At 70.5% G+C, this 24,880-nt stretch carries 20 protein-coding genes and 1 pseudogene; 12 read left to right on the forward strand and 9 right to left on the reverse strand.

What is annotated here, in order from left to right; translation table 11 throughout:
- Positions 1-7: 7 nt before the first annotated feature.
- Positions 8-388: a phage holin family protein gene (locus AC068A_RS10210; RefSeq protein WP_478583371.1), complete on the reverse strand. Its 381-nt coding sequence runs from the start codon at positions 386-388 to the stop codon at positions 8-10.
- A gap of 87 nt (positions 389-475) precedes the next feature.
- Here AC068A_RS10210 and AC068A_RS10215 point away from each other — a divergent pair, with 87 nt between their 5' ends.
- From AC068A_RS10215 to AC068A_RS10230, 4 genes are all read left to right on the forward strand, one after another.
- Entirely contained in the window at positions 476-793 is a 318-nt protein-coding gene (locus AC068A_RS10215; RefSeq protein ID WP_385423224.1) for a cupin domain-containing protein, read from the forward strand.
- A gap of 170 nt (positions 794-963) precedes the next feature.
- On the forward strand, positions 964-1,182 hold the full coding sequence (locus AC068A_RS10220; protein WP_478583608.1) for a DUF5326 family protein: 219 nt from the start codon (positions 964-966) through the stop codon (positions 1,180-1,182).
- Between the two features lie 286 nt (positions 1,183-1,468).
- On the forward strand, positions 1,469-2,215 hold the full coding sequence (locus tag AC068A_RS10225; protein ID WP_478583373.1) for an IclR family transcriptional regulator: 747 nt from the start codon (positions 1,469-1,471) through the stop codon (positions 2,213-2,215).
- Positions 2,216-2,311: 96 nt separating this feature from the next.
- The gene (locus AC068A_RS10230) at positions 2,312-2,761 is read left to right on the forward strand and encodes an SsgA family sporulation/cell division regulator (protein ID WP_478583376.1); all 450 of its coding nucleotides are present in this window, start codon (positions 2,312-2,314) and stop codon (positions 2,759-2,761) included.
- 8 nt (positions 2,762-2,769) lie between these two features.
- Here AC068A_RS10230 and AC068A_RS10235 read toward each other — a convergent pair whose 3' ends face one another.
- Entirely contained in the window at positions 2,770-4,158 is a 1,389-nt protein-coding gene (locus AC068A_RS10235) for a YibE/F family protein (RefSeq protein ID WP_478583379.1), read from the reverse strand.
- A gap of 210 nt (positions 4,159-4,368) precedes the next feature.
- On the opposite strand from AC068A_RS10235, the gene thiC reads away from it, so the two are divergent.
- Together thiC and AC068A_RS10245 are read left to right on the forward strand one after the other, a co-directional pair.
- Entirely contained in the window at positions 4,369-6,156 is a 1,788-nt protein-coding gene (thiC, locus tag AC068A_RS10240; RefSeq protein ID WP_478583382.1) for a phosphomethylpyrimidine synthase ThiC, read from the forward strand.
- Positions 6,157-6,297: 141 nt separating this feature from the next.
- Positions 6,298-7,347 (forward strand): aldo/keto reductase, encoded by a 1,050-nt coding sequence (locus tag AC068A_RS10245; RefSeq protein WP_478583610.1) that lies wholly within the window; start codon positions 6,298-6,300, stop codon positions 7,345-7,347.
- Positions 7,348-7,492: 145 nt separating this feature from the next.
- Here the strand turns inward: AC068A_RS10245 and AC068A_RS10250 are convergent, their stop codons facing one another.
- The 4 genes from AC068A_RS10250 to AC068A_RS10265 all read right to left on the reverse strand — a co-directional run bounded on the left by AC068A_RS10250 (position 7,493) and on the right by AC068A_RS10265 (position 12,327).
- On the reverse strand, positions 7,493-8,599 hold the full coding sequence (locus tag AC068A_RS10250; protein WP_478583385.1) for a tetratricopeptide repeat protein: 1,107 nt from the start codon (positions 8,597-8,599) through the stop codon (positions 7,493-7,495).
- Between the two features lie 166 nt (positions 8,600-8,765).
- Positions 8,766-9,593, reverse strand: coding sequence for a hypothetical protein (locus AC068A_RS10255; RefSeq protein ID WP_478583388.1), 828 nt, complete (start codon positions 9,591-9,593; stop codon positions 8,766-8,768).
- A 151-nt stretch (positions 9,594-9,744) separates the two neighbouring features.
- Positions 9,745-10,980 (reverse strand): metallophosphoesterase, encoded by a 1,236-nt coding sequence (locus AC068A_RS10260; protein WP_478583612.1) that lies wholly within the window; start codon positions 10,978-10,980, stop codon positions 9,745-9,747.
- Positions 10,981-11,211: 231 nt separating this feature from the next.
- Positions 11,212-12,327 carry a LacI family DNA-binding transcriptional regulator gene (locus AC068A_RS10265; protein ID WP_478583391.1) on the reverse strand — a complete coding sequence of 372 codons (1,116 nt, stop codon included), beginning with the start codon at positions 12,325-12,327 and terminating at the stop codon, positions 11,212-11,214.
- Between the two features lie 361 nt (positions 12,328-12,688).
- On the opposite strand from AC068A_RS10265, the gene hisC reads away from it, so the two are divergent.
- On the forward strand, positions 12,689-13,771 hold the full coding sequence (hisC, locus tag AC068A_RS10270) for a histidinol-phosphate transaminase (protein ID WP_478583393.1): 1,083 nt from the start codon (positions 12,689-12,691) through the stop codon (positions 13,769-13,771).
- Between the two features lie 31 nt (positions 13,772-13,802).
- Here the strand turns inward: hisC and AC068A_RS10275 are convergent, their stop codons facing one another.
- Positions 13,803-14,171: a cyclophilin-like fold protein gene (locus tag AC068A_RS10275; protein ID WP_478583395.1), complete on the reverse strand. Its 369-nt coding sequence runs from the start codon at positions 14,169-14,171 to the stop codon at positions 13,803-13,805.
- A 186-nt stretch (positions 14,172-14,357) separates the two neighbouring features.
- On the opposite strand from AC068A_RS10275, the gene AC068A_RS10280 reads away from it, so the two are divergent.
- The 4 genes from AC068A_RS10280 to AC068A_RS10295 are packed head-to-tail and all read left to right on the forward strand — an operon-like array spanning position 14,358 to position 22,241.
- Positions 14,358-15,860 (forward strand): cytochrome ubiquinol oxidase subunit I, encoded by a 1,503-nt coding sequence (locus tag AC068A_RS10280; RefSeq protein ID WP_478583397.1) that lies wholly within the window; start codon positions 14,358-14,360, stop codon positions 15,858-15,860.
- Positions 15,861-15,878: 18 nt separating this feature from the next.
- Positions 15,879-16,880 carry a cytochrome d ubiquinol oxidase subunit II gene (gene cydB, locus AC068A_RS10285; RefSeq protein WP_478583399.1) on the forward strand — a complete coding sequence of 334 codons (1,002 nt, stop codon included), beginning with the start codon at positions 15,879-15,881 and terminating at the stop codon, positions 16,878-16,880.
- 30 nt (positions 16,881-16,910) lie between these two features.
- A complete protein-coding gene (gene cydD / locus AC068A_RS10290; protein ID WP_478583401.1) occupies positions 16,911-20,480 on the forward strand; it encodes a thiol reductant ABC exporter subunit CydD in 3,570 nt (1,189 codons plus the stop codon).
- A gap of 24 nt (positions 20,481-20,504) precedes the next feature.
- On the forward strand, positions 20,505-22,241 hold the full coding sequence (locus AC068A_RS10295) for a GAF domain-containing sensor histidine kinase (RefSeq protein WP_478583403.1): 1,737 nt from the start codon (positions 20,505-20,507) through the stop codon (positions 22,239-22,241).
- Positions 22,242-22,244: 3 nt separating this feature from the next.
- Here AC068A_RS10295 and AC068A_RS10300 read toward each other — a convergent pair whose 3' ends face one another.
- The gene (locus AC068A_RS10300; protein WP_478583405.1) at positions 22,245-23,132 is read right to left on the reverse strand and encodes a Cof-type HAD-IIB family hydrolase; all 888 of its coding nucleotides are present in this window, start codon (positions 23,130-23,132) and stop codon (positions 22,245-22,247) included.
- A 50-nt stretch (positions 23,133-23,182) separates the two neighbouring features.
- On the opposite strand from AC068A_RS10300, the pseudogene AC068A_RS10305 reads away from it, so the two are divergent.
- Positions 23,183-23,476: pseudogene (locus tag AC068A_RS10305) on the forward strand (LLM class flavin-dependent oxidoreductase); the annotation flags it as partial.
- A 64-nt stretch (positions 23,477-23,540) separates the two neighbouring features.
- Here the strand turns inward: AC068A_RS10305 and AC068A_RS10310 are convergent.
- Positions 23,541-24,737, reverse strand: a complete 1,197-nt coding sequence (locus tag AC068A_RS10310; protein ID WP_478583406.1) for a hypothetical protein — start codon at positions 24,735-24,737, stop codon at positions 23,541-23,543.
- Positions 24,738-24,880 lie beyond the last annotated feature (143 nt).

A 24,880-nucleotide genomic window follows, 5' to 3' on the forward strand; every position in this document is an offset into this window, starting at 1 on the left:
ACTCCGCTCAGTTCTTCTCGGGCAGGGCCAGGGTCACGGCCCAGGACACGACGGCAATGATCACGCCGCCGAGCAGCGCGCTCCAGAAGTTCTCGACGTGGAAGCTGAGGTCGAGCAGATCCGCGAGCCACGAGGTCAGGAGCAGCATCAGCGCGTTCACGACGAGCGTGAACAGACCGAGGGTGAGGACGAACAGCGGCAGCGAGAGGAGCTTCACCACCGGCTTGACGATGAGGTTGACCAGACCGAAGACCAGGGCGACGAGGATCAGCGTCAGCGTTCTGCGCCCCAGTGGGCTGCCGTCGTCGAGGGTGATGCCGGACACCAGCCAGATGGCGACGGCGAGGGCGGCCGCGTTCGCCAGCGTCTTGACTACGAAATTCGTCATGTGTCTGATCGTGGCAGAGAAGATCCGGGCGGCATATCGGCGGATCTGCCGATCCCGGACCGTGAGAACACGAGGGGCACAACAACGATGAAGGCCTTCCGGCTGGACGAGCTCGAAGCGGAGCGGCTCGCCAACGACGGCGCCTACCTTCAGTTCCTGCGTGAGCGGAACATGTCGGTCGGGCTGTACGCACTCGACGCCGGCCAGAGCGACCCGCAGCAGCCGCACCGCCAGGACGAGGTGTATTTCGTGGTCAGCGGCCGCGCCTCGATCACGGTCGGGGAGGAGACGACGACCGTGGGCCGCGGCAGCGTCGTCTACGTGCCGGCCGGCGTGCCGCACAAGTTCCACCACATCACCGAGGACCTGAAGGTGCTGGTGGTGTTCTCCCCGCCGGAGGCCTGACCTGTGCCGCGGGTGAGGGGCGGCACCCCGGTCCCCCTAGGGGCAGGATCAGGGGAGTCCGGGGGCTCGCGGGCCCCCGTCCGTGCGCTCGTCCTCCTAGCATCGAAGACAGGAAAGCGGACGTCACCGACGGGGACGCGGAAGAGGAAGAGGTCGAGGACATGGACGGCATCCGAGAGACATTGGCAGGCATGCCCTGGTGGGTGAAGTGGGTCGCGATCCCCCTTCTGGTGCTCTTCGTCTTCGGCGGCGTCATCACGAGCATCCTCGGTGCCCTGATCGGGTTTGCCTTCAAGGCGCTGCTCTTCGTCGCCCTGGTCGGCGGCCTGGTCTTCCTGGTGAAGAAGTTCGGTGGTGGCAGCGCGAAGTCCTCGTCCCGCGGGTGGTAGCGGGGGTGGAGGGGCCCCGCTCAGGGCTGTCCGGGGGTTAGCCCGGGTGGCCTAACGCGGGGTTCCGAGCAGCTCACAGGGCGCGACGCGGTCGATAGAGTGCAGTCCGCGCCGTCCCCCTGGGTGCGAACGCCGGTACGGCTGCTCCGACCCGCGGTCAAGCCACGCAGGAACGAGCACGACCCCAGGACCCGCGGCATGTGCGGGGGCGGCCCCCGCAGAGCGGGCCCCACAGCCCGCCGCCACGCCTGGGGGTGAGTCCTTGTCTCCGGTTCACAATGCCGGTGTGCCGACACTGATCGGCTCGGTACAGCGGGCGTTGAGGCTGCTCGAAGCGGCCGCCTCCCATAGCGGGGGAGCCCCGGCGAAGCAGCTGGCGCGCGAGGCCGGGCTCCCGCTTCCCACCGCGTACCACCTGCTGCGGACGCTCACGCACGAGGGGTACCTGCGCCGTGAGGGCGGCGTGTTCGTTCTCGGGGCCGCGGCCGGACGGCTGGCGGCCGGCGGATTGCAGCAGAAACGTCGCACCACCATCCGCGATTCGCTCGCGCACTTCCGCGACGCGGTCGGGGCCCCCGTCTACTTCGCGGTCTTCCGCGAGGGTGAAATCGAGCTCGTGGGCGTGTCGGACTCCCCGGGCCATCCAGCCGTCGAGGAATGGGCCGACTTCCGGGCGACCGGCCACGCGCACGCGATCGGGCAGTGCCTGCTGGCCCAGCTCGACGAGGAGACGCGCCGGGACTACTACGACCGCCATCCCGTCGAGGCCATCACCCCGTACACCGTGCGGGACCAGCGGGCCCTGGAGCAGAAGATCGGCTCGCTGGGACGCATGCAGTCCGTGACCGAGCGTCAGGAGTATGCCCTCGGCACGGTGTGCGCCGCCATCCCGATCACCGCCGGCGACGCCGTCGCGACGATGGCCATTTCCCTCCCCCTCCACCAGCAGGACCGATTGCCGTGGGTGGTCGATCGGCTACGGAGTGAAGTAGGCGCGCTGTTGAGCACGCTGTTCTTCTCTATCAGTATCTGAAAACTCACTCCTTGTGATCTGATAGCGCTTCCACCACCCTTGTCAAGGGGGTCCCGGGGGTCATTCCTGGCCACTTCCACTACAGCGGGGTAGGCAATGCGCGAGTCGGTACAGGCAGAGGTCATGATGAGCTTCCTCGTTTCCGAGGAGCTCTCGTTCCGGATCCCGGTGGAGCTCCGGTACGACGCCGACGACCCGTACGCGGTACGGCTGACCTTCCACCTTCCCGGAGACGCGCCGGTGACCTGGGCGTTCGGGCGGGAGCTCCTGCTCGACGGCATCAACAAGCCGTGCGGGGAAGGCGATGTCCACGTCGCCCCGAGCTCGGCCGAGGAGCTGTCCGACGTCCACATCCGGCTCCAGGTCGGCAGTGACCGCGCCCTCTTCCGGGCTGGTGCGGCACCGCTGGTCGCCTTCCTCGACCGCACCGACCGGCTGGTTCCGCTCGGCCAGGAGCGCAGCCTCGGCGACTTCGAGATGAGCCTCGACGAGGCCCTCGACAGGATCCTCGCCGAGTCCCGGCAGAACGAGCAGAACGCCGGCTGACGACCGGTTCAGCGCTTGCGCCGCCGACCCCGGCCCCGGCTCCCGCGCCCGGCGCCCGGGGCGGCCGCCGTACCGGCCGGGGCGGCCGGCCGGTCGGCGGACACCACCAGCGCTGCGAGCGCCGTCGTCACCGGGACCGAGGCCACCAGGCCGATCGAGCCCACGAGGGTCCGTACGATCTCCACCGCGACGAGTTCGCTGTTGGCCACCGCACCCACGCTGCTGTTCGCGATCGAGAACAGCAGCAGCAGGGGCAGGGCCGCACCTGCGTAGGCCAGCACGAGGGTGTTGACCACGGACGCGATGTGGTCGCGGCCGATGCGGATGGCCGCGCGGTACAGGGACCGCGGCCCCATCGCCGGGTCCGCGTAATGGAGTTCCCAGACCGCCGAGGTCTGGGTGACCGTCACGTCGTCGAGCACGCCCAGCGATCCGATGATGATGCTCGCGAGCAGCAGGCCGCTCATGTCGATGTCCGGGTACAGGCCGTGGATCAGCCCGGTGTTGTCGTCGGTGTTGCCGGTGAGGAACGCCCAGTCGATGAACACCGAGCCCAGGAGCCCGATCAGCAGCAGCGAGACCAGCGTGCCGAGGACGGCGACGGAGGTGCGGGCGGTCAGCCCGTGGCACAGGTAGAGCGCGATCAGCATGATGGCGCTGGCCCCGATGACCGCGACGACCAGCGGATTCGAGCCCTGAAGGATCGCAGGCAGGATGAACAGGGTCAGCACGGCGAAGCTTATGGCGAGGGCGATCAGCGCGAACAGGCCGCGCATCCGCCCCACCAGGACCACCACCAGGGCGAAGATGCCGGCCAGCACCGCCAGCGGGATCTTGCGGTTCACGTCGATCACGGAGTACTGCAGGTCCCGGGGCGCGTCGGGGGCGTAGGCCACGACCACCTCCTGACCGTCCGCCAGCTGCCGCGGCGCGCCCGGCTGGACGATCTCGAAGAAGGTGCGGCCCTTGTCGGGTCCGGTGCCCACCTCGACGGTGGCCTTCTTGCACTGGCCGGTCTGCGCGGCCTGCGCCTCGCGGCCCTCCGGTGTCGAGGTGTTGCCCGTGGGCGGCACCTGAGAGGCATTCACGGATTTGCAGTCGACTAGTTCGAGCGCGACGACCCGGCCCTGCTCGGTCTGGCGGTCGAAGCCCACGCCGGAGCGCTCGTGGGCAGGAGCACCTCCCGGCCAGAGCACCGCCATGCCGACGAACACGGCCGTCGCGAAGGGGATCAGTACGGCTGCGATGACCTTGCGCAGGTGCTTCGAAACGGGAGCCGCAGGTCCGTGGCCGTGGGAATGGCCATGCCCGTGACCATGGCCGTGGTCCGCATGTGCGTGGCCGGTGTGACCCGTGGGCTCGGCGGGCTCGTCGGGGGGCTGAGTCGAGGACGTCACCGGCAGATCATCGCAAGAGTTGAGGGGGCCCACTGTTCAGCACGCCACAGATGACGCTAGCGTGGGGGCACCTTTGCACAACGCGGGAGCTCGGAGCACCGGGCTGAGAGGGCGCTGATCACCGTACGCGCGGCACATGCGTACGGGAAGAGGCTGCGCCGACCGCCGAACCTGTTACCGGGTAATGCCGGCGTAGGGAGATCAGGTCTCATGACCATTCAGGACGCACGCACGCCTGCCGGCGGCCAGGACGCCGACCGGCAGACCGAGCGCCAGCCGGGCTGGCACAAGGGCTATGTGGCGGGCTCCCGCCCCGACATCCGGGTGCCCGTTCGCCAGGTCCACCTCACCAACGGCAAGGACGTGACGCTCTACGACACGTCCGGTCCGTACACCGACCCGCAGATCGAGACCGACGTCCGCCGCGGTCTGCCGCCGCTGCGCGAGAACTGGATCATCGGCCGCGGCGACACCGAGGAGTACGCGGGCCGTCCCGTGCGCCCCGAGGACGACGGCATCAAGCACACCTCGCCGCGCGGTGGCCTGAAGAACCTCGACGCCGTCTTCCCGGGCCGCCCGCGCCTGCCGCGCCGCGGCCGCGGCAGCCAGGCCGTCACGCAGCTCGCGTACGCCCGCCGCGGTGAGATCACCCCGGAGATGGAGTACGTCGCGATCCGCGAGAACGTCTCCCCGGAGGCCGTCCGCGAGGAGATCGCCGCCGGCCGCGCCGTGCTGCCCGCGAACGTGAACCACCCGGAGATCGAGCCGATGATCATCGGCAAGAAGTTCCTGGTGAAGGTCAACGCCAACATCGGCAACTCCGCGGTCACCTCCTCCATCGAGGAGGAGGTCGAGAAGATGACCTGGGCCACCCGCTGGGGTGCCGACACGGTCATGGACCTCTCCACCGGCCGCAACATCCACACCACCCGCGAGTGGGTGCTGCGCAACTCCCCCGTGCCGATCGGCACCGTGCCGCTCTACCAGGCGCTGGAGAAGGTCGACGGCAAGGCCGAGGAGCTGACCTGGGAGATATACAAGGACACGGTCATCGAGCAGGCCGAGCAGGGCGTCGACTACATGACGGTCCATGCCGGCGTGCTGCTGCCGTACGTGCCGCTGACCGCCCGCCGCAAGACCGGCATCGTCTCGCGCGGCGGCTCGATCATGGCCGCGTGGTGCCTGGCGCACCACAAGGAGAACTTCCTCTACACGAACTTCGAGGAGCTCTGCGAGATCCTCGCGGCGTACGACGTGACGTACTCGCTGGGCGACGGCCTGCGCCCCGGCTCGATCGCGGACGCCAACGACGCGGCCCAGTTCGCCGAGTTGAAGACGCTGGGCGAGCTGAACGCGATCGCCAAGCGGCACAACGTGCAGACCATGATCGAGGGCCCGGGACACGTCCCGATGCACAAGATCAAGGAGAACATCGACCTCCAGCAGGAAATCTGCGAGGAGGCGCCGTTCTACACGCTCGGCCCGCTGACCACGGACGTCGCCCCGGCGTACGACCACATCACCTCGGGCATCGGCGCCGCCATGATCGCCTGGTGGGGCACCGCGATGCTCTGCTACGTCACGCCCAAGGAACACCTGGGCCTGCCCAACCGCGACGACGTCAAGACCGGCGTCATCACGTACAAGATCGCCGCACACGCGGCGGACCTGGCCAAGGGACACCCGGGCGCCCAGGAGTGGGACGACGCCCTGTCGGACGCGCGGTTCGAGTTCCGCTGGGAGGACCAGTTCAACCTGGCCCTCGACCCGGACACGGCCCGCGAATTCCACGACGAGACGCTCCCGGCCGAGCCGGCGAAGACCGCGCACTTCTGCTCCATGTGCGGTCCGAAGTTCTGCTCGATGAAGATTTCCCAGGACATCCGCCGCGAGCACGGGGGCGATCTGAAGGCGGACGAGATCGAGGCGGGCATGGCGGCCAAGTCCGCCGAGTTCGCGGCGACCGGCAACCGGGTCTACCTGCCGATCGCGGACTGACCTGCCGGGCCCGGCGAACCGGACCCGCGACCCGTATGGGGGGAGTCGCGGGCCCGGCCCGGGCCCGGCGGACCGGATGCCCCGCCCACGTGGGGCTTGCGCTGGAGTGCGCTCCAACTCCTACAGTGCCGCCCCATGACCATGAGATACCGCAGTCTGGGCCGCACCGGCATGGAGGTCAGTGCGCACTGCCTCGGAACCATGATGTTCGGGGCGGTGGGGAACCCGGACCATGACGCGTGCGTGCGGATCGTCCATGCCGCGCTCGACCGGGGCATCAACTTCATCGACACCGCGGACATGTACTCCGCCGGCGAGGCCGAGGAGATCGTGGGCAAGGCCCTCCGCGGCCGCCGCGACGACGTCGTGCTCGCGACGAAGGTCCACTTCCAGATGGGCGAGGGCCGCAACCGCAGCGGGAACTCGCGGCGCTGGATCGTGCGCGCCGTCGAGGACAGCCTGCGCCGGCTGGACACCGACTGGATCGACCTCTACCAGGTGCACCGGCCCGACCACACGACGGACATCGAGGAGACCCTGTCGGTCCTCGGCGATCTGGTGCGGGCCGGGAAGATCAGGGCCTTCGGCTGTTCGACGTTCCCCGCCGGGGAACTCGTCGAGGCGCACCACACTGCCGAGCGGCGGGCGCTGCCGAGGTTCCGGACGGAGCAGCCGCCCTACTCGATCCTCGCGCGCGGTATCGAGGCCGACGTCCTGCCGGTGGCCCAGCGCTACGGGATGGGCGTGCTCACGTGGAGTCCGCTCGCCTCCGGGTTCCTCAGCGGCAGGTACCGGCTCGGTGGGCCCGTCGACCTGACCTCGGGGCGCGCAGCGCTCACGCCGGCGCGCTTCGACCCGGCGATCCCCGGCAACGTGGCGAAGCTCGAGGCCGTGGAGAAGCTCGTCGAGCTCGCCGACGGCATCGGCTGCACCCTCTCCGAGCTGGCCGTCGCCTTCCCGGTCGCGCACCCCGCCGTCACCTCCGTGATCATCGGACCGCGGACCATGGACCAGCTGGAATCACTGGTCGGGGGCGCCGCCAGGGTGCTCGACGACGCCGCGCTCGACCGGATCGACGAGATCGTGCCGCCCGGGACGAACCTCTACCAGCCGGACGGGGTCTGGCGCCCGCAGGCACTGGCCGATGCCGCGCTGCGGCGCCGCCCGCTCCGGGACCGCGCCGCCGGGTGACGCTCCGGCCGGGGGTGACACCCTCCCGGCCGGATCCGCGCTGAGCCACACAGGCCGGATCCGCGCTGAGCTACACCGGCCGGATCCGCGCTGAGCTACACCGGCCGGATCCGCGCTGAGCTACACCGGCCGGGTCCGCTCGGGGCTACACCGTTGCCGCGGGCGATGTTTCACGTGAAACGGGAATGGGCGAGCCGCCGCGGTCCAGGGCGTAGCCGCGGTTGGCCTCGGTCTGCCGCCGATAGGCGTCGGGCAGGTCGGGCAGGGCGAGTAGCCGGTCGCAGGCACGCAGCGAGGCGTCCACGTCCCCGACCCAGTAGGCGGTGATGGAGTGCTCGAAGAGCAGCCCCCACCGGTAGACCCACGGGTGGACGAAGAGCAGGTCCGCCGGGACCGGCCGGTCCAGGATGGCCGAGGTGATCGCGTGTGCGGCGTGGTACCGGCCCAGCAGGCGCAGCCGGGAGGCGAGTTCGTAGCAGGCCTCCAGGCGCGCGGGCCGGAACTCCCAGGCGCGCGTGAGGGCGTCCATCGCGGCCGGCCAGTCGTCGGCATCGGCGTTCAGGACACCGGCCTGGAGGAGCGCGTAGTAGACCTCCTCGTCCCAGCCGCCCATGGCTGCGCGGCGCTCGTAGAGCCGGATCGCCTCCGCGGTGTTCCCCATGTCCCGCATGGTCTGCGCGAGGTAGAAGACGGTCCGCGTGTTCGTGGGGTCCCGCTCGAGGTCGGCACCGAGCAGGCGCGCGTCGCGTTCGAACTTGTCGTGCCGGGAGCCGCCGTCGGCGTGGTCCTCGATGACGAGTGCGTCGAGGTTCTCCTGCTTGCCGGGGCGCTGGTCGTACTCGTCGGGGCGGTCGCAGGTCAGGTACTCGTGCGTGACGCCCTCGTATCGCCAGGGGAGGTCACCGCGGACCAGGCGCTTGATCCGGTACTCCGTCGCGCCCTTGTGCCGCAGCATGTACGACTGCGCGGTGAGCGGCGGCAGCGGGCCGTTACGGCACAGGACCAGGTCGGCGTCGAGGAGGAGCAGGTAGTCGGCCTTGCCGCGGGCGTGTGCGATGTTGAGGCTGCGGTTGTGCCCGAAGTCCTTCCAGGGCTCCTCGTGGAGTTCGCCGGGGATTTCGCGCAGGGCGTTGCAGATCAGCTGCTGGGTGCCGTCGGTGGATCCGGTGTCGGAGATGACCCAGGTGTCGATGAGGTCCCGCACCGAGTCCAGGCAGCGCTCGATGACGGCAGACTCGTTCTTCACGATCATGCAGAGGCAAATGGTCGGCTTCACGGCCGCCGACCCTAGGTGCGCGGCCGCTCGGGCCTCGTGCGGCACGCCGGTCCGCGGCCCCGGGCGGCTGTCGCACACACCGCCATGTGGCCCTGCGTGCCGCTCCGTTCGTCTGACCAACCGGCGAGCCGGACCGGCGCTGTCAGCGCGGTCGCGGTTCGATCCCCGGGCCGCCGAAGTCCGGGCTCGTGAAGTCCGGAGGCGTGTAGCCGGGCCGGGTTCCCTGTGACGGGGATCCGGGGCTGGTGAAGTCGGGCCGGGTGTATCCCAAGGTGGGGATGCGCCCGGCCTTCGGCGTGCTGGGCGCCGGGTGCGCGGGCGCCGCCGCGTCCGGATCGGCCAGGGCCTCGCGCAGGAACGGCAGGATGCCCCGCTCCAGCAAGGCGTTCCGCCACGCCTCGCGCGCCAGCGCGACCTCGTCGGGTGCGGTCGCGGCCTCGTCCCCGGCCACGACCTCGGTCGACCGGTTGCGCACGGCCGTCACCAGCAGCGCGACCACCGCGCCGAACAGCGTGACCGCGGTCAGGGCGCCGAAGAGCCAGCCCGCCGTCAGCATCGTGTCGGCGAAGGACGGTTCGGGCTCGACAGCCTTCAGGATGTAGCCGACCAGTAGGAAGATCACCATGGCGGTGGCCGCCAGGACCGGGGCGAGGACCGCGACCATGGCGGTGATGCCCGCCCCGTCGCTCTCCTCTCGCGCGCCGTCCCGGTAGTCCGCCCTCGGGGTTGAGCGGATCTCCTCGCGCTGCGCGCCGCGCACCTTCACGTAGTGGTCGTACTCGGCCGCGGCCGCGGCCGTCAGCAGGGCGCTGGCCCCGACGGCCATGGTGCGCAGTTGTTCGGCGTTGAGCCGTTCGCCGAGCCCGTCGAGTCCGGACCGTTCGTGTGCGGTGCGCAGCGCCTCGTCGAGGAGCCGATCGAACTCCGGCCGGTCTTCGGTCAGCAGGTGCGGAGCGCTGTTCATGTGCATCCCCCGGATGCTCCGTGGGGGCCGGTTTGCCCGCGTAGACCCGGGGCGCCGGCGTAAACGGAGGAGAGCCTGCTACGGATAGAGCGATGGTAGAGGGCTCATGCCGCGCCGTGACAGGGGCTTTCCCGAAATACCCCGCTTCTGACAAGCCTCAGTCGTTCAGCGGGAGTTGCACGACCAGCAGCTTGCCAGCCATCGTCACACCGCCGTCCATCGCGATGGCGAGGCCGTCGGCGTACACGTGGGGCCCGTCGACGAGCTCCGGGCCGCCGGTGCCGTCGCCGTCCTCGGTGCCCACCTCGCCGAGCAGGTACGGGATGGGGCTGTGGCCGTGTACGACGCGGCTGCCGCCGTAGGTGTCGAGGAGCTCGCGTACGGCTTGCGGGCCGGTCTCCTCGTCGCGGAAGGCGAACCGCTTGGTGAACTTGCGGAACAGGTCCCAGGTGATGTCCGCGTCGTTGCGGTTGAGCAGTTCGTGGATGGTGTCGTTGACGTCCTCGATGGAGTCGCCGTAGTCGAGGTAGGCGGTGGTGTCGGAGTGCAGCAGCAGGTGCCCGTCTTCCAGTACGGCCGCGTCCAGGCGCGACATCCACTGGAGGTGTACGTCCTCCAGCCGCTCCATGTCGGTGCGCTGGCCGCCGTTGAGCAGCCAGGCCGCCTGGAAGGTGGCGGTGCCGGCGCCCGACTGGACGGGGGTGTCGCCGAACCGCTTGGCGCCGATGAGCAGCAGCTCGTGGTTGCCCATGAGGGCCTTGCAGTATCCGCCGGCGGCTGCGGCCTCGGCGGACAGCCGCATGACGAGATCGATCACGCCGATGCCGTCGGGGCCGCGGTCGGTGAAGTCGCCGAGGAACCAGATGCGGGCGTTCCCCGCCGACCAGCGCTGGTCGGCGTCGATGATGCCCTGGGCCTGGAGCTCGGCGACGAGCTCGTCGAGGTAGCCGTGCACGTCGCCGACGACGTAGAGCGGGCCGGGGCCGCTCGGTGCCTGCTGGGGGACGTAGTGCACCTGGACGGTGTCACCGGGACCGCCGAGGCCGCCGCGGCCGATGACCGGAAGGTCGCGCTGGGTGGGGGTGTAGCCGTCCATGCCGTCCTCCGCGGGCGGCATGCCCGCGGCGGGCTGCGGCGGGACGTGCGGGACCGGCGGCGCGGGCGGGACCGGGGGTACCGGGGCGGGCGCGGGCGGCACCGGTCCGGGCGGCGGCGGGACCGCTCCGGGGGCGGGCGCGGGCTCGCCGTAGTACGCGGGGTACTCGCCGTAGACCGGGGCTTCTTCGGGAAGTCGTGCGGGCACGCCGTACGGATGGGGTTCGGTGACCGGCACCCGGAAGTCCCGCAGCGTCTCCGTCCGCATCGCGGGTCCCTGACCGGCCCCCTGAGTCATCGACCCCTCCACCACCGTCGCGCTGCCGTACACCTGCGGATCCTCCTGGCCTCCGGCTCGGAGGATCCGTGATGTCGTGCGCCCATCATAGGAATGCGGCTCGCGCTGTGTGACGCACCAGGGGTGGTGAATCCTGTGCGGAACCGATCGTTCCTGCCGCTTTATCCCGAAATCGGCGTTGCCGAACTTTCCGGCGGGACCACCGGCCCCGCTGGTACGGCGGTGTAACGGTCAGTCCTGAGCCGGTGACCGCGGCGGGCTGATCGTCGTACGGGGCCTCCTGCGCTGCGAGGAGGTACGGACGATCAGCTCGGTCGGGACGACCTGTTCGACGGTGCGCCCGGTCTCGACTCCCTCGATGGCGTCGATGAGCAACTGCACGACGGCGGTGCCGATGCGGCGCGGTTTGAGGGAGAGCGTGGTGATCGGCGGCTCGGTGTTCGCGTACACGGTGGACTCGCTGCAGCACACGAGCAGCAGGTCCTCGGGGACCCGCAGGCCGTAGCGGCGGGCCGCGGCGAGCAAGTCGGTGCCGTTCGGGTCGAAGAGCCCGTAGACGGCGTCCGGACGGTCGGGCCGGGCGAGCAGGCGGTCGGCGGCGACCGCCCCCGCGCACGGGTCGTGGGCCGGGTAGGACTCGTAGACGGGGTCCTGGCCGACGCGCTTGCACCAGTTGAGATAGGCGGTGGTGGACAGGTGGGTGTACGTGTCGGTGGTCGTCCCGGTCAGCAGCCCGATCCGGCGGGCGCCGGCGGCGGCGAGGTGGTCCAGCAGGTTGAGTACGGCTGCCTCGTGGTCGTTGTCGACCCAGGCGGTGACCGGGAGGGAGCCGGCGGGGCGGCCGTCGGAGACCACCGGGAGGCCCTGGCGGACCAGCTCGGTGACGACGGGATCGTGGTCGGAGGGGTCGATCACGACGGTGCCGTCGAGGGCGACGTTGGACCACACGTCGTGCCGGGAGGTTGCCGGGAGGATGACGAGGGCGTAGCCGCGGGCGAGCGCGGCCGAGGTGGCGGCTCTGGCCATCTCGGCGAAGTACGCGAACTCGGTGAAGGTGAAAGGTTCATCCCCGTAGGTGGTGACGGTCAGGCCGATGAGTCCCGATTTGCCGGTACGGAGGGTGCGGGCCGCGGCGGAGGGGCGGTACCCCAGCCGGTCGGCGACCTCGCGGACGTGGCGGCGGGTGGCATCGGGCAGCCGCCCCTTGCCATTGAGCGCGTCGGAGACTGTCGTGATCGAGACGCCCGCCGCGGCGGCCACGTCCCTGATGCCGGCCCGGCCCTGTCGGCCGGCGGCCCGCCGGGGGGTCTCGGTCCGGCTCACCTGATGCTTCCCTGCTGCTGTCATGGCGAGCCGATAGTAGGGCTCGGTGGGGAGGGTGGCCCGGGCGCATATGCACGCGTTGACAGGCACGGTTCTGCATGGTTCGCCACCCCCAATGACCTTGGAATTAAAGGGATTTGGGAGGTCGAGGTGAATGGGTTCTTTGCCTTCGGGTACGAGCATGCCAAAACGACGTGGTCCCGGGGCATCCCCAACTCACCTGTACGAGGGATGCGCGCCACGGCGCAAGCCACCGGCGCACGCATATATGCGTGCGCTCCCCCGCAATCCAGGCGCTGCCATTTTCGCCAGAGCGGAATCCTCTTAAGGTGAGCAGTATTGACTCGACGGCGACGTCGGACGGGATGGTCTAGGAGGACCTGCGGTGAGCGAGAAGACCCCTAAGCTGCGCGCCGAGCTGGACGGCATCCCCGTCTACAAGCCGGGCAAGCCTGCCGCCGCGGGCGGTTCCGTCGCGTACAAGCTGTCCTCGAACGAGAACCCGTACCCGCCGCTGCCCGGCGTGCTCGAGACCGCGGTGGCGGCGGCCGGCCGGTTCAACCGCTACCCGGACCTGGCCTGCACCGGCCTGGTGAACGAGATCGCGGAGCGGTACGGGGTCCCGGTCGACCACATCGCCACCGGCACGGGCTCGGTGGGCGTGGCCCAGCAGCTCGTCCAGTCGACGGCCGGCGTCGGCGACGAGGTGATCTACGCCTGGCGCTCCTTCGAGGCTTACCCGATCATCACGCAGATTTCGGGTGCGAAGTCCGTACAGGTCCCGCTGACCCCCGGGGACGTGCACGACCTCGAGGCGATGTACGACGCGATCACCGACCGGACCCGCCTGATCTTCATCTGCAACCCCAACAACCCCACCGGTACCGCGGTGCGCCGCGCCGAGCTGGAGCGCTTCCTGGAGCGGGTGCCCTCGGACATCCTGGTCGTCCTCGACGAGGCGTACCGCGAGTTCGTCCGCGACCCCGAGGTGCCGGACGGCATCGAGCTCTACCGCAACCGCCCGAACGTCTGCGTGCTGCGCACCTTCTCCAAGGCGTACGGCCTGGCCGGCCTGCGCGTCGGCTTTGCGGTGGCACACGAGCCGGTGGCCGCGGCGCTGCGCAAGACGGCGGTGCCTTTCGGCGTCAGCCAGCTGGCCCAGGACGCGGCGGTCGCCTCGCTGCGCGCCGAGGACGAGCTGATGGGCCGGGTCGGCTCGCTGGTCGCCGAGCGCACCCGGGTCCACGAGGGGCTGCTCAGCCAGGGCTGGACGGTCGTGCCGGACACGCAGGCGAACTTCGTGTGGATGCGGCTGGGCGAGCGGACCCTCGAGTTCGCCGCGGCCTGCGAGAAGGCCGGTGTGGTGGTCCGGCCCTTCCCGGGCGAGGGCCTGCGGATCACGATCGGTGAGTGCGAGGCGAACGACATCTTCCTGCACACGGCAGAGGGGTTCTTCAAGGAGATGTAGCGCCGGGAGGGGGCTTGGCGCTCGCTCGAGGCTAGGCCTGTTCCACCCGGATCGGGTCGCCGTCGCGGACGGTGGCCAGCAGGCGGGGGTCGCCGTCGAAGGAGCCGAGGACGTTGCACGGGCTCGCCAGGCGGCTCTCGCCTCCGCGCGAGATGGGCGTCGGGCCGTAGGGGAGCGCGAGGGCGTCGCCCTCGGTCCAGAACGCGACGGTGCCCGGCTCGACGACCTGCCGGGCGTCGGGCTCCAGGGCGACGGAGACGCCGGTGTCGAAGTAGACCTCCTCGCCCCAGGTGTGGGCGGAGGCGGAGATCGGGAGGGCCTCGGCCAGCGCACTGCTGGTCGGGGTCTCGTCGAGGGTCGCGGTGAGGTGGCCCGCGGGCCACGAGATGCGAATCTTCATGGCGTTATTCAACAATTTGTTGAATCTGTTGACTAGGGGACCCCGCCTGAAAGTCGCCCGAGGTGGTGCGACATAATGCTTGTGAATGTGAACGCGTTCACAAGCCCTGCCTGTTTTCTCCCGGAATGGGGAGTGCAGATGGGCAGACTTCGGCCATGACCACGGCGACCCGAAGGAGAAGACGACGTGGACGTAGCTTTGGCCCCGGAAACACTGGCGCGCTGGCAGTTCGGCATCACGACCGTCTACCACTTCCTCTTCGTCCCCCTCACGATCTCCCTCGCCGCACTGGTCGCGATCCTGCAGACCGCGTGGGTGCGCACCGAAAAGGAGAAGTACCTCAAGGCCACGAAGTTCTGGGGCAAGCTCTTCCTGATCAATATCGCCATGGGTGTCGTCACCGGCATCGTCCAGGAGTTCCAGTTCGGCATGAACTGGTCCGACTACTCGCGGTTCGTCGGCGACGTCTTCGGTGCCCCACTGGCCTTCGAGGCGCTCATCGCCTTCTTCTTCGAGTCCACCTTCATCGGCCTGTGGATCTTCGGCTGGGACAAGCTGCCGAAGAAGATCCACCTCGCCTGCATATGGATGGTGTCCCTCGGCACCGTCCTGTCCGCGTACTTCATCCTCGCGGCGAACTCGTGGATGCAGCACCCGGTGGGCTACCGCATCAACAAGGAGACCGGTCGTGCCGAGCTGACCGACTTCTGGCTCGTCCTGACCCAGAACACCACCCTGGCGCAGGTCTTCCACACCCTGACCGCGGCGATCCTGACGGGCGGCGCCTTCATGGTCGGCATCGCCGCCTTCCACCTGCTGCGCAAGAAGCACATCCAGGTGATGCGCACCTCGCTGCGGCTCGGCCTGGTCGCTGTCGTCATCGGCGGGGCGCTCGTCGCGGTCAGCGGCGACACCCTGGCCAAGGTCATGTTCAAGCAGCAGCCGATGAAGATGGCCGCCGCCGAAGCCCTGTGGGACGGCGAGGAGAGCGCCCCCTTCTCCGTCTTCGCCTACGGCGACGTCGACAAGGGCCACAACAAGGTCGCGATCGAGGTGCCCGGCCTGCTGTCCTTCCTGGCCGACAACAACTTCGACTCGTTCGTGCCCGGCATCAACGACGTCAACAAGTCCGAGCAGGAGAAGTACGGCCCCGGCGACTACCGGCCCAACATCCCCGTCGCGTACTGGGGCTTCCGCTGGATGATCGGCTTCGGCATGGCCTCGTTCGCCATCGGCGCCGCCGGCCTGTGGCTGACCCGGAGGAAGCTCCTGCTGCCGCCGGCCCTTCGGACCGGTGAGGACGAACGGCCGCACCTGGTCCCGTTCAACAAGGCCCTCAGCCCGCGGCTGACCCGGCTGTACTGGCTGGCCGCGGTCTGGACGCTCGGCTTCCCGCTGATCGCCAACTCCTGGGGCTGGATCTTCACCGAGATGGGCCGCCAGCCGTGGGTGGTCTACGGAGTCCTGCGGACCAGGGACGCGGTCTCCCCTGGGGTCTCCCAGGCCGAGGTCCTCACCTCGATGCTCGTCTTCACCGCCCTGTACGCCGTACTCGCCGTGATCGAGGTCAAGCTGCTGGTCAAGTACGTCAAGGCCGGCCCGCCCGAGCTCACCGAGGCCGACCTCAACCCGCCGACCAAGATCGGCGGACACGACTCCTCCGACCGGCCGATGGCCTTCTCGTACTGAGGCTGAGGGGACCACACCATGCAACTCCACGACGTCTGGTTCGTGCTCATCGCCGTCCTGTGGACCGGCTACTTCTTCCTCGAGGGCTTCGACTTCGGGGTCGGCGTCCTGACCAAGCTGCTCGCCCGCGACCGCAGGGAGAAGCGGGTCCTGATCAACACGATCGGGCCCGTGTGGGACGGCAACGAGGTCTGGCTGCTCACCGCGGGCGGTGCGACCTTCGCCGCCTTCCCCGACTGGTACGCCACCCTGTTCTCCGGCTTCTACCTGCCGCTGTTGCTCATCCTGGTCTGCCTGATCGTCCGCGGCGTCGCCTTCGAGTACCGGCACAAGCGGGACGAGGAGCGGTGGCAGGCGAACTGGGAACACGCGATCTTCTGGACCTCGCTGATCCCCGCGTTCCTGTGGGGTGTGGCGTTCGCCAACATCACTCGGGGCGTGAAGATCGATCAGAACAAGGAGTACGTCGGAACCCTCTTCGACCTGTTCAACATCCACGCGGTCCTCGGCGGCCTCGTCACCCTCGCCCTGTTCACCTTCCACGGCGCGGTGTTCACCGCGCTCAAGACGGTCGGTGAGATCCGGGACCGCGCACGGACACTGGCAGCCCGGCTGGGCGTGGCCGCCGCGGTGCTCGCCCTTGTGTTCCTGGGCTGGACTCAGCTCTCGCACGGCGACGGCTGGAGCCTGGTCGCGCTGATCGTCGCGGTGGCGGCACTGGCCGGCGCCCTCGGCTGCAACCTCGCGGGCCGTGAGGGCTGGTCGTTCGCCCTGTCCGGAGCCACCATCGCGGCCACCGTCGCGATGCTCTTCCTGACGCTGTTCCCGAACGTCATGCCGTCCTCGCTGAACGACGCCTGGAGCCTCACGGTCACCAACGCCTCGTCCAGCCCGTACACCCTGAAGATCATGACCTGGTGTGCGGCCGTGGCCACCCCGGTGGTCCTGCTCTACCAGGGCTGGACGTACTGGGTGTTCCGCAAGCGGATCGGTACGCAGCACATCGCCGACGCGCACTGACCCTGATCTGCACTGACCCTGCTCTGGGGGATGTTTCACGTGAAACCGATAGACCCGCGCCTGCTTCGGTACGCCCGCTCCACCCGCCTCTTCCTGGCAGCGGTGGTGGCCCTCGGCTGTGCCGGGGCGGGGCTGGTCATCGGTCAGGCGATGCTCATCGCCGAGATCGTGGTCGGCGCCTTCGAGGAGGGCCTGGACGGCGGGCAGCTGCGCACGCCGCTGTTGCTCCTGGCGGCCGTGGCGGTGGGCCGCGGCCTGCTCGCCTGGCTCACCGAGCTCGCCGCCCACCGGGTGGCCGCGTCGGTCAAGTCGGAACTGCGGGCGCGGCTGCTGGACCGAGCCACCGGTCTTGGGCCGGGCTGGCTGAGCGGGCAGCGAACGGGGTCGCTGGTGGCGCTGGCCACCCGGGGCGTGGACGCCCTCGACGACTACTTCGCCCGCTATCTGCCCCAGCTGGGGCTGGCGGTGGCCGTTCCGGTCGCGGTCCTCGCCCGGATCGTCACCGAGGACTGGGTGTCGGCGGCCGTCATCGTGGTCACCCTGCCGCTCATCCCCCTGTTCATGGTGCTGATCGGCATGGCCACCCAGTCGCGGATGAACCGCCAGTGGCGGCTGCTGTCCCGGCTGTCGGGGCACTTCCTCGACGTCGTGGCGGGCCTGCCGACGCTGAAGGTCTTCGGTCGGGCCAAGGCCCAGGCCGAGTCCATCCGCAGGATCACCGAGGACTACCGGCGGGCGACGATACGCACCCTGCGCATCGCGTTCCTGTCGTCCTTCGCACTGGAACTGCTGGCAACGCTGTCGGTGGCGCTGGTCGCCGTGACCATCGGCATGCGGCTGGTGCACGGGGAACTCGACCTCTACACCGGCCTGGTCGTCCTGATCCTGGCGCCCGAGGCGTATTTGCCGCTGCGGCAGGTCGGGGCGCAGTACCACGCGGCCGCGGAGGGGTTGGCGGCGGCGGAGGAGGTCTTCGAGGTCCTTCAGACTCCGGCCGCGGCGGTCGGTGCCACCGGTGCCACCGGCATCGGCGTGCCCGGGGCGGAGGCCGCCGGACTGCGGATCGAGGTCGACGGGGTGTCCGTACGGCACCCCGGGCGGGGCGAGGACTCCCCCGGGCCGGTCTCGTTCACGGTGGGGCCCGGCGAGTGCGTGGCCCTCACCGGCCCCAGCGGGGCCGGCAAGTCCACCCTGCTCCACGTCCTGTTGGGGTTCACGGCACCGACCGCGGGCCGGGTGCGAATCGGCGGCGCGGACCTGGCCGGGCTCGCGCCGGAGCAGTGGCGCGAGCGGATCGCCTGGGTGCCGCAGCGGCCGCACCTGTTCGCGGGAACCCTCACGGAGAACGTGCGCCTGGCCCGGCCGGACGCCTCCGACGAAGCCGTGGCGGCCGCCCTGGAGGACGCCGGAGCGGGGGAGTTCGTCGCCGCACTGCCGCGCGGCATCGAGACGGTGCTCGGTGAGGGCGGCGCCGGGCTGTCCGCCGGGCAGCGCCAGCGAATCGCGCTGGCGCGCGCCTTCCTGGCGGACCGGCCCGTGCTGCTGCTGGACGAGCCGACGGCGGCGCTGGACGGTGAGACCGAGGCCGCGGTGGTCGAGGCGGTACGCCGCCTTGCGGTGGGGCGGACCGTGCTGCTGGTCGTGCACCGGCCGGCGCTCCTGGCCCTCGCGGACCGGGTGGTGGAGATCGGCGCCGGACCGGCGGGCGTATCCGCGACTACGGCGCACCCCGTATCGGAAGACCGGGCGCCGGAGGGCAGCGTGCCGGAGCCGCGGGCCCCGGAGTCTGCGGACACCGCCCCGCGGAGCACGTCGGCCGGGGCCGGCTGGGGCGACTCGGCCGGGCGGGATCCGCTGCGCCGGGTCAGGGGCGTGGCCAAGGCCTGGCAGGGCCGGTTCCGGCTCGGACTGCTGCTGGGGGCGCTGGCCGTCGGGTGCAGCGTCGGACTGATGGCCGTCTCCGGTTGGCTGATCTCGCGGGCCTCCCAGCAGCCTCCTGTGCTCTATCTGATGGTGGCCGTCACGGCCACCCGTACATTCGGGATCGGGCGGGCCGTCTTCCGGTACGCGGAGCGGCTGGTGTCGCACGACGCCGTCCTGCGGATGCTGTCCGACCTGCGGGTGTCCGTCTTCCGGCGGCTGGAGCGCATCGCGCCCGCCGGGCTGCCCGCGCAGCGCCGCGGGGACCTGCTGGCCCGTCTGGTGGCGGACGCCGACGCCCTTCAGGACTACTGGCTGCGCTGGCTGCTGCCGGTGGGCACCGCCGTCCTCGTCGGCGGCGGGTCGGTCGTGTTCACCGCCTGGCTGCTGCCCGAGGCCGGGGCCGCCCTCGCCGTCGGGCTGCTGGCCGCCGGGATCGGGGTGCCGCTGGTCAGCGGGGCCTGCTCCCGCCGCGCGGAGCGCAGGCTGGCACCCGCCCGCGGGGAACTGGCCGCCCGTACTGCCGACCTGCTGACCGGGACCGCCGAACTGACGGTCGCCGGCGCGCTCGGACGGCGCATGGACGCCGTGCGCGAGAGCGACCGGACCCTGACCGCCATCGCCGCGCGGGGCGCCGCCGCCACCGGTCTCGGCAGCGGACTGTCGGCCGTCGTGTGCGGGCTGACCGTGGTGGCCGCCGCGGCCTTCGCCGCCGACGCTGTGCAGGAGGGGCGGCTGTCCGGGGTGGCCATGGCCGTGGCCGTACTGACCCCGCTGGCCGCCTTCGAAGCGGTGACCGGGCTGCCGCAGGCCGTGCAGTTCCGGCAGCGGGTGCGGCGCAGCGCCGAGCGGATCTACGAGGTCATCGACGCCCCGGCCCCGGTGGCCGAGCCGGAGAAGCCCGCGCGGCTGCCCGTCTCGCCCTTCCCGTTGCGCCTGGCGGGGATCGCAACCCGGCACCCCGGCCAGGAGGGCGACGCCCTCCACGGCTTCGACCTCACCCTGGAGGCAGGGCGGCGCATCGCCGTCGTCGGTGTCTCCGGCGCGGGCAAGTCCACTCTGGCCCAAGTCCTGCTCCGCTTCCTGGACCCGCGCGCGGGCTCGTACACCCTGGGCGGGACCGACGCGCGGCTGCTCGACAGCGACGAGGTCCGCCGGATCGTCGGCCTGTGCGCCCAAGACGCCCACATCTTCGACAGCTCGGTCAGGGAGAACCTGAGGCTGGCCCGCCCCGGGGCGAGCGAGGAGGAGTTGCGCGGGGCCCTGGCCGGGGCCCGGCTGCTGGAGTGGGCCGACGGGCTGCCGGACGGCCTCGACACCCTGGTCGGCGAACACGGCGAGCGGATCTCCGGCGGCCAGCGACAGCGCCTGGCCCTGGCCCGCGCCCTGCTTGCCGACTTCCCGGTACTCGTCCTGGACGAGCCCGCCGAACACCTGGACTTTGCGACGGCCGACGCCCTGACGGCGGACCTGCTGGCCGCGACCGAGGGCCGCTCCACCGTGCTGATCACGCACCGGCTGGCCGGCCTGGAAGCGGTGGACGAGGTCCTCGTCCTGGACGGGGGAGCCGTCGTCCAGCGCGGCGGCTTCGCCGAGCTGGCCGCCGCGGAGGGCCCGCTGCGCCGCATGCGGGAGCGGGAGGCGGCAGCCGACGGCGCGCTGGCCGACTTTCCCCGATAAAACGGACTAACTAGGCTCACGTGCATGTTGCTGCAGCAGTCGCCGGAAGCGCCGGATCCGGCCCCCCGGGCTCCGGACCCGCTGGAGGCCGCCACCCTGGCCACCCGAAGCCTGCACGGCCTGTCCACCGAGCTCACCGCCCGGGTGCCGCAGCTGTTGGAGGCCATGCGGTCGGTCGGCACCGGCCTCGAGCTGCACTCCACGCTCGACCGCATCTGCGAGACCGCCGCCGAGCTGGCGGATGCCCGGTACGCGGCGATCGGCGTGGTGGACACCGAGGGCCGAGGTCTGTCGGACTTCGTCACCTTCGGTGTCAGCGCCGAGGTGGCGGAGCGGATCGGGCACCGCCCGGACGGCAACCGGGGCCTGCTCGGAGCGCTGATTTCGCACGCCGGCACCGTACGGCTCGCCGATCTGACGAAGGACCCGCGTTCGGCGGGCTTCCCGCCGCACCACCCGCCGATGAAGACCTTCCTCGGTGTCCCCATCCGCGTGCAGGGGGAGATTTTCGGCAACCTGTACCTCGCCGAGAAGAACGGCGGCGGCGAGTTCAGCGACTACGACGTCCACATGGTCCGGGTGCTGGCCACCGAGGCGGGCATCGCCATCGGCAACGCCCGGCTGTACGAGGCCGCCACCCAGCGGGAGCGGTGGATCGACGGCTCGGTGGCCGTCACCACGGCCCTGTTGTCGGGCGGGGACGCGGACGACGCGCTCTCCGTGGTGGCCGAACAGGCCCGTCGGCTTGCCGGCTCCTCCGCCGGGATCGTGATGCTGCCGACCGAGGACGGCGGGATGGAGATCGTCGCCGTCTCCGCCGACACCCCGGCCACCTCGCTCGGTCTGGTCGTCCCGGCCGAGAGTCCGGTCGTGGCCAGACTGCTGCGGGGAGAGCCGGTCTTCGTGGACGACGCCGCGACCGACCCCCGCATGGCCGGCCCGCTGACCAGCCGGTACGGGCCCTGCATGATGCTGCCTCTGCACAGTGGCGGGCGGGTGCTGGGCGCCCTGGTCACCCCGCGGGACCGCGGGCAGCGGCCATTCAGCGAGGCCGAGCGGACCCTGGCGACGCAGTTCGCCTCCCAGGCGGCGCTCGCGCTGATGATGGCCGAGGCGCAGCGCGACCGTGAGCGCCTCGCGGTGTTCGAGGACCGCGACCGGATCGCCCGGGACCTGCACGATCTGGTGATCCAGCGGCTGTTCGCCACCGGGATGATGCTGGAGAGCGCGCAGCGGCGCTCCGACGTCCCCGAGGTGCGCGACGGGGTCGGGAAGGCCGTGGACGAGCTGGACGTGACGATCCAGGAGATTCGCACCGCGATCTTCGCGCTCCAGCAGGGGCCTGCGGAGGCGCCCTCGGGGCTGCGGACCCGGGTGCTGCGGGAGATCAACATGGCGGCCGTGCCGCTCGGCTTCAAGCCCGCGCACCGCTTCCTCGGCCCGCTCGACACGATCGTCGGCGAGCTGGTGGGCAAGAACCTGATCGCCGCGCTGCGCGAGGCCCTTTCCAATGCGTTCCGGCATGCGGCGGCGTCCCGGATCGAGGTGGTGGTGGACGCCACCGTCACGCTGCCCGACGGGCGGCCCGGGGTGCGGCTGGAGGTCGCCGACGACGGGATCGGCATCAGCGAGAGCGGGCGCCGCAGCGGGCTGCGCAACCTGCGCCGGCGGGCCGAGTCGCTGGGCGGGTCGAGCTCGTATGGTCCCGGGATCGGGGAGCGCGGCGGCGGGACCACCCTCGTGTGGGAGGCCCCGCTCTGACGCCTAGGGCTGCTGCCGTCCGCCGAGGCCGGCCAGGATCTGCTCGATGACGACGGCGACTCCGTCCTCGTTGTTGGCGACCGTACGGCCGGAGGCGGCCGCGATCACAGCCGGGTGCGCGTTGCCCATGGCGTAGGAGATGCCCGCCCAGCTGAGCATCTCCACGTCGTTGGGCATATCACCGAAGGCGACCACCTCGGACGGGGATATGCCGCGCTCCTCGCAGCACAGTGCCAGGGTGCTGGCCTTGGAGACGCCCAGGCCGCTGATCTCCAGCAGGGCGGTCGGGCTGGAGCGGGTGATCGAGGCGTGGTCGCCCGCTGCGGAGCGCGCGAGCGCCAGGAACTCGTCGGGGGCCAGCTCGGCGTGGTGCGCGAGCAGCTTCAGGACCGGGGCGGAGGCGTCGTCCGCCTCCACGTGCAGCAGCTTCTCCGCGGTGGCGACATGAGCGCCCGGATCCTGGAAGAAGGGCGGGTAGAGCGGTTCGTAGTTTATGCCCGCAGTCGTCTCCACTGCGAAGGACGTGCCGGGGGCGGCGAGGCGCAGGGTTTCCACGACCGTCAGCGCCGTCGCCCTGGGCAGCGCCCGGACCTGGACGAACTCCCGTCCGGCGTGGAGGTCGACGACTGCGGCGCCGTTCGCGCAGATCGCCAAGCCGTGGCCGTGCACGTGATCGCTGACCACATCCATCCAGCGGGCCGGTCGGCCTGTGACGAAGAAGACCTCGATCCCGGCCTCTTCGGCGGCGGCGAGAGCGGCCACCGTGCGCGGCGAGACGGATTTGTCATCGCGCAGCAGGGTGCCGTCGAGATCGGTGGCGATGAGCCGGGGAGTGGGGGTTGGCCCGTCCGGGCGCTGGGGAGCCGAGGTCACCGCACCATCTTCGCCCATGGTCCTGCGCTGGAGGACCCGGGCCCAGGAGGGCAGGGGGCGCGATGGCGATGTTTCACGTGAAACTGCGGTCTGCTGTGTTTCACGTGAAACATGGGCGACGTCGTAGTCTCGAACGCACGGGCTGGCGTCCGAGCACTGCGCTTTTCCCGGTACGACCGTGGTGTGAGGGCAGCCGCGACCGGTGTGGGCGGGCCGAGGAGCTGGGCGTCCACACCGCTTACAGCTGTGACCACCCCTCCTGGCGGTCCTTCCGGGACCTCCCGTGGTTTGGCGCGATTCCGACTCTGACGGCGGCGGCCGCGGCCACCGAGAGCATGCGTCTGGGCACCCTCGTTACCTCAGTCTTGCCTCGTTTGCTTATTGCGGCCTGACCAGGGGGTTACCCTCAGTGGCCGATGAGCCTGATCAAACGAGCAGCTCACTCAGACGGTCGCCGATGACGGACACCCCAGGGCGCGGCTCGCTCTCGTAGTACCGCGGCTTGCGTCGGCGCAGCAGCGTCTCACCGTGCTCGCTCCAGGTGAATCCTGGTTTGCGGAGCAGTTTCCGGAACACCGCGTCGACGGTCTCCGGGTGAGAGGCAGCCAGACGGCGGATCGGCAGTGGTGTGATCGACTCCTCGCGCAGGTAGGTGCGCAGCAGGTCTTTGTGCTGCTTGCGACCCACCAGGGCCGGGTCCGCGAAGAGGTCCCGCAGCATCCCGTAGTCGGCGTAGAAGTTGAGTCCGTCGACCTGGTCGTAGATGACGCCGATGGTGTCCGAGCCCGCGAGCTCTCGCGGCAGCTCGAAGAACGGCAGGTCCAGGCCGGGAAGCCGGCTGCCCCGGGCCCGGCCCGGTCGTCCGGCGACAGCGGCCTCCTGGCGGTGGCGGTAGTAGGCGTTGAGGAGTGCCTCGGCTTCGGCAGGTGGAAGGACCAGTTCGTCGCCGCCGCAGAAGTCCATGAAGGCGGCCCGGTCCTCCCGCATCCGCTGCCACCCCTGCTCGATCTTCTCGGCGTTGCGGAAGACCAGTTCGGGGTGGTGCGTGGCCAGTTGCAGAGCGGCTTGGGCTATCTCCGTGGTGCTGGACCTGGGGTAGCTCGTCATCGCCCCGGACACCAGCCACGCCCCGTCGGCCGACTGAACGGGCACCAGGCAGGTGTGGAGGAATCCTCCCTTGGACACCCCACGGAAAGCCGCCCTCCCGATATTCGAGTACGTGCGGTACTCCAGGTCATCGACCAGGTTCAGTAGGACGACGGCATTCCCTTCCTTGCGCTGGATCTCGAAGATGCCCTCGACCGGGTCACGCCAGCCGAGCAGCATCTCCCGGTCGTCGGCGGTCAAGTCCTTCCGTCCGGCGACGAAGCGGTCCACCACGGTCGAACCGTCCGGCAGGCGGTACCTCAGGATGAAGTGGTCGGTGATCCGGATCGCCTCGCCCTCGTCCAGCTCCCGTGCGGGCCCAGCGGCCGCCAGCAGGAGGGGCGTCAACCACCGGTCGAAGCGGGCGCTCTGAGCGAAGGCGACCAGCTGCCCTTTCAGCTCGGCACTGCGCTCGATGAGATCGGTCAGCGAAGGTCCACCGGTGTCCTGAGGCGCTGCCTGTACGGTGTTAGCCACGTTCGATCCTTCCATGCAGGCAAGCCGTCGCTTCATCGACCATGGCCACGAGTTCAGCGTCACTCCACGTGCTCATGAGGCCACCGTAGCGACAGTCGGCGCCGGTGCGGTTCCCTTCATCCGCTCAGCCGGCACGGTCGTGG

Source organism: Streptomyces sp. NPDC043854 (assembly GCF_056436005.1).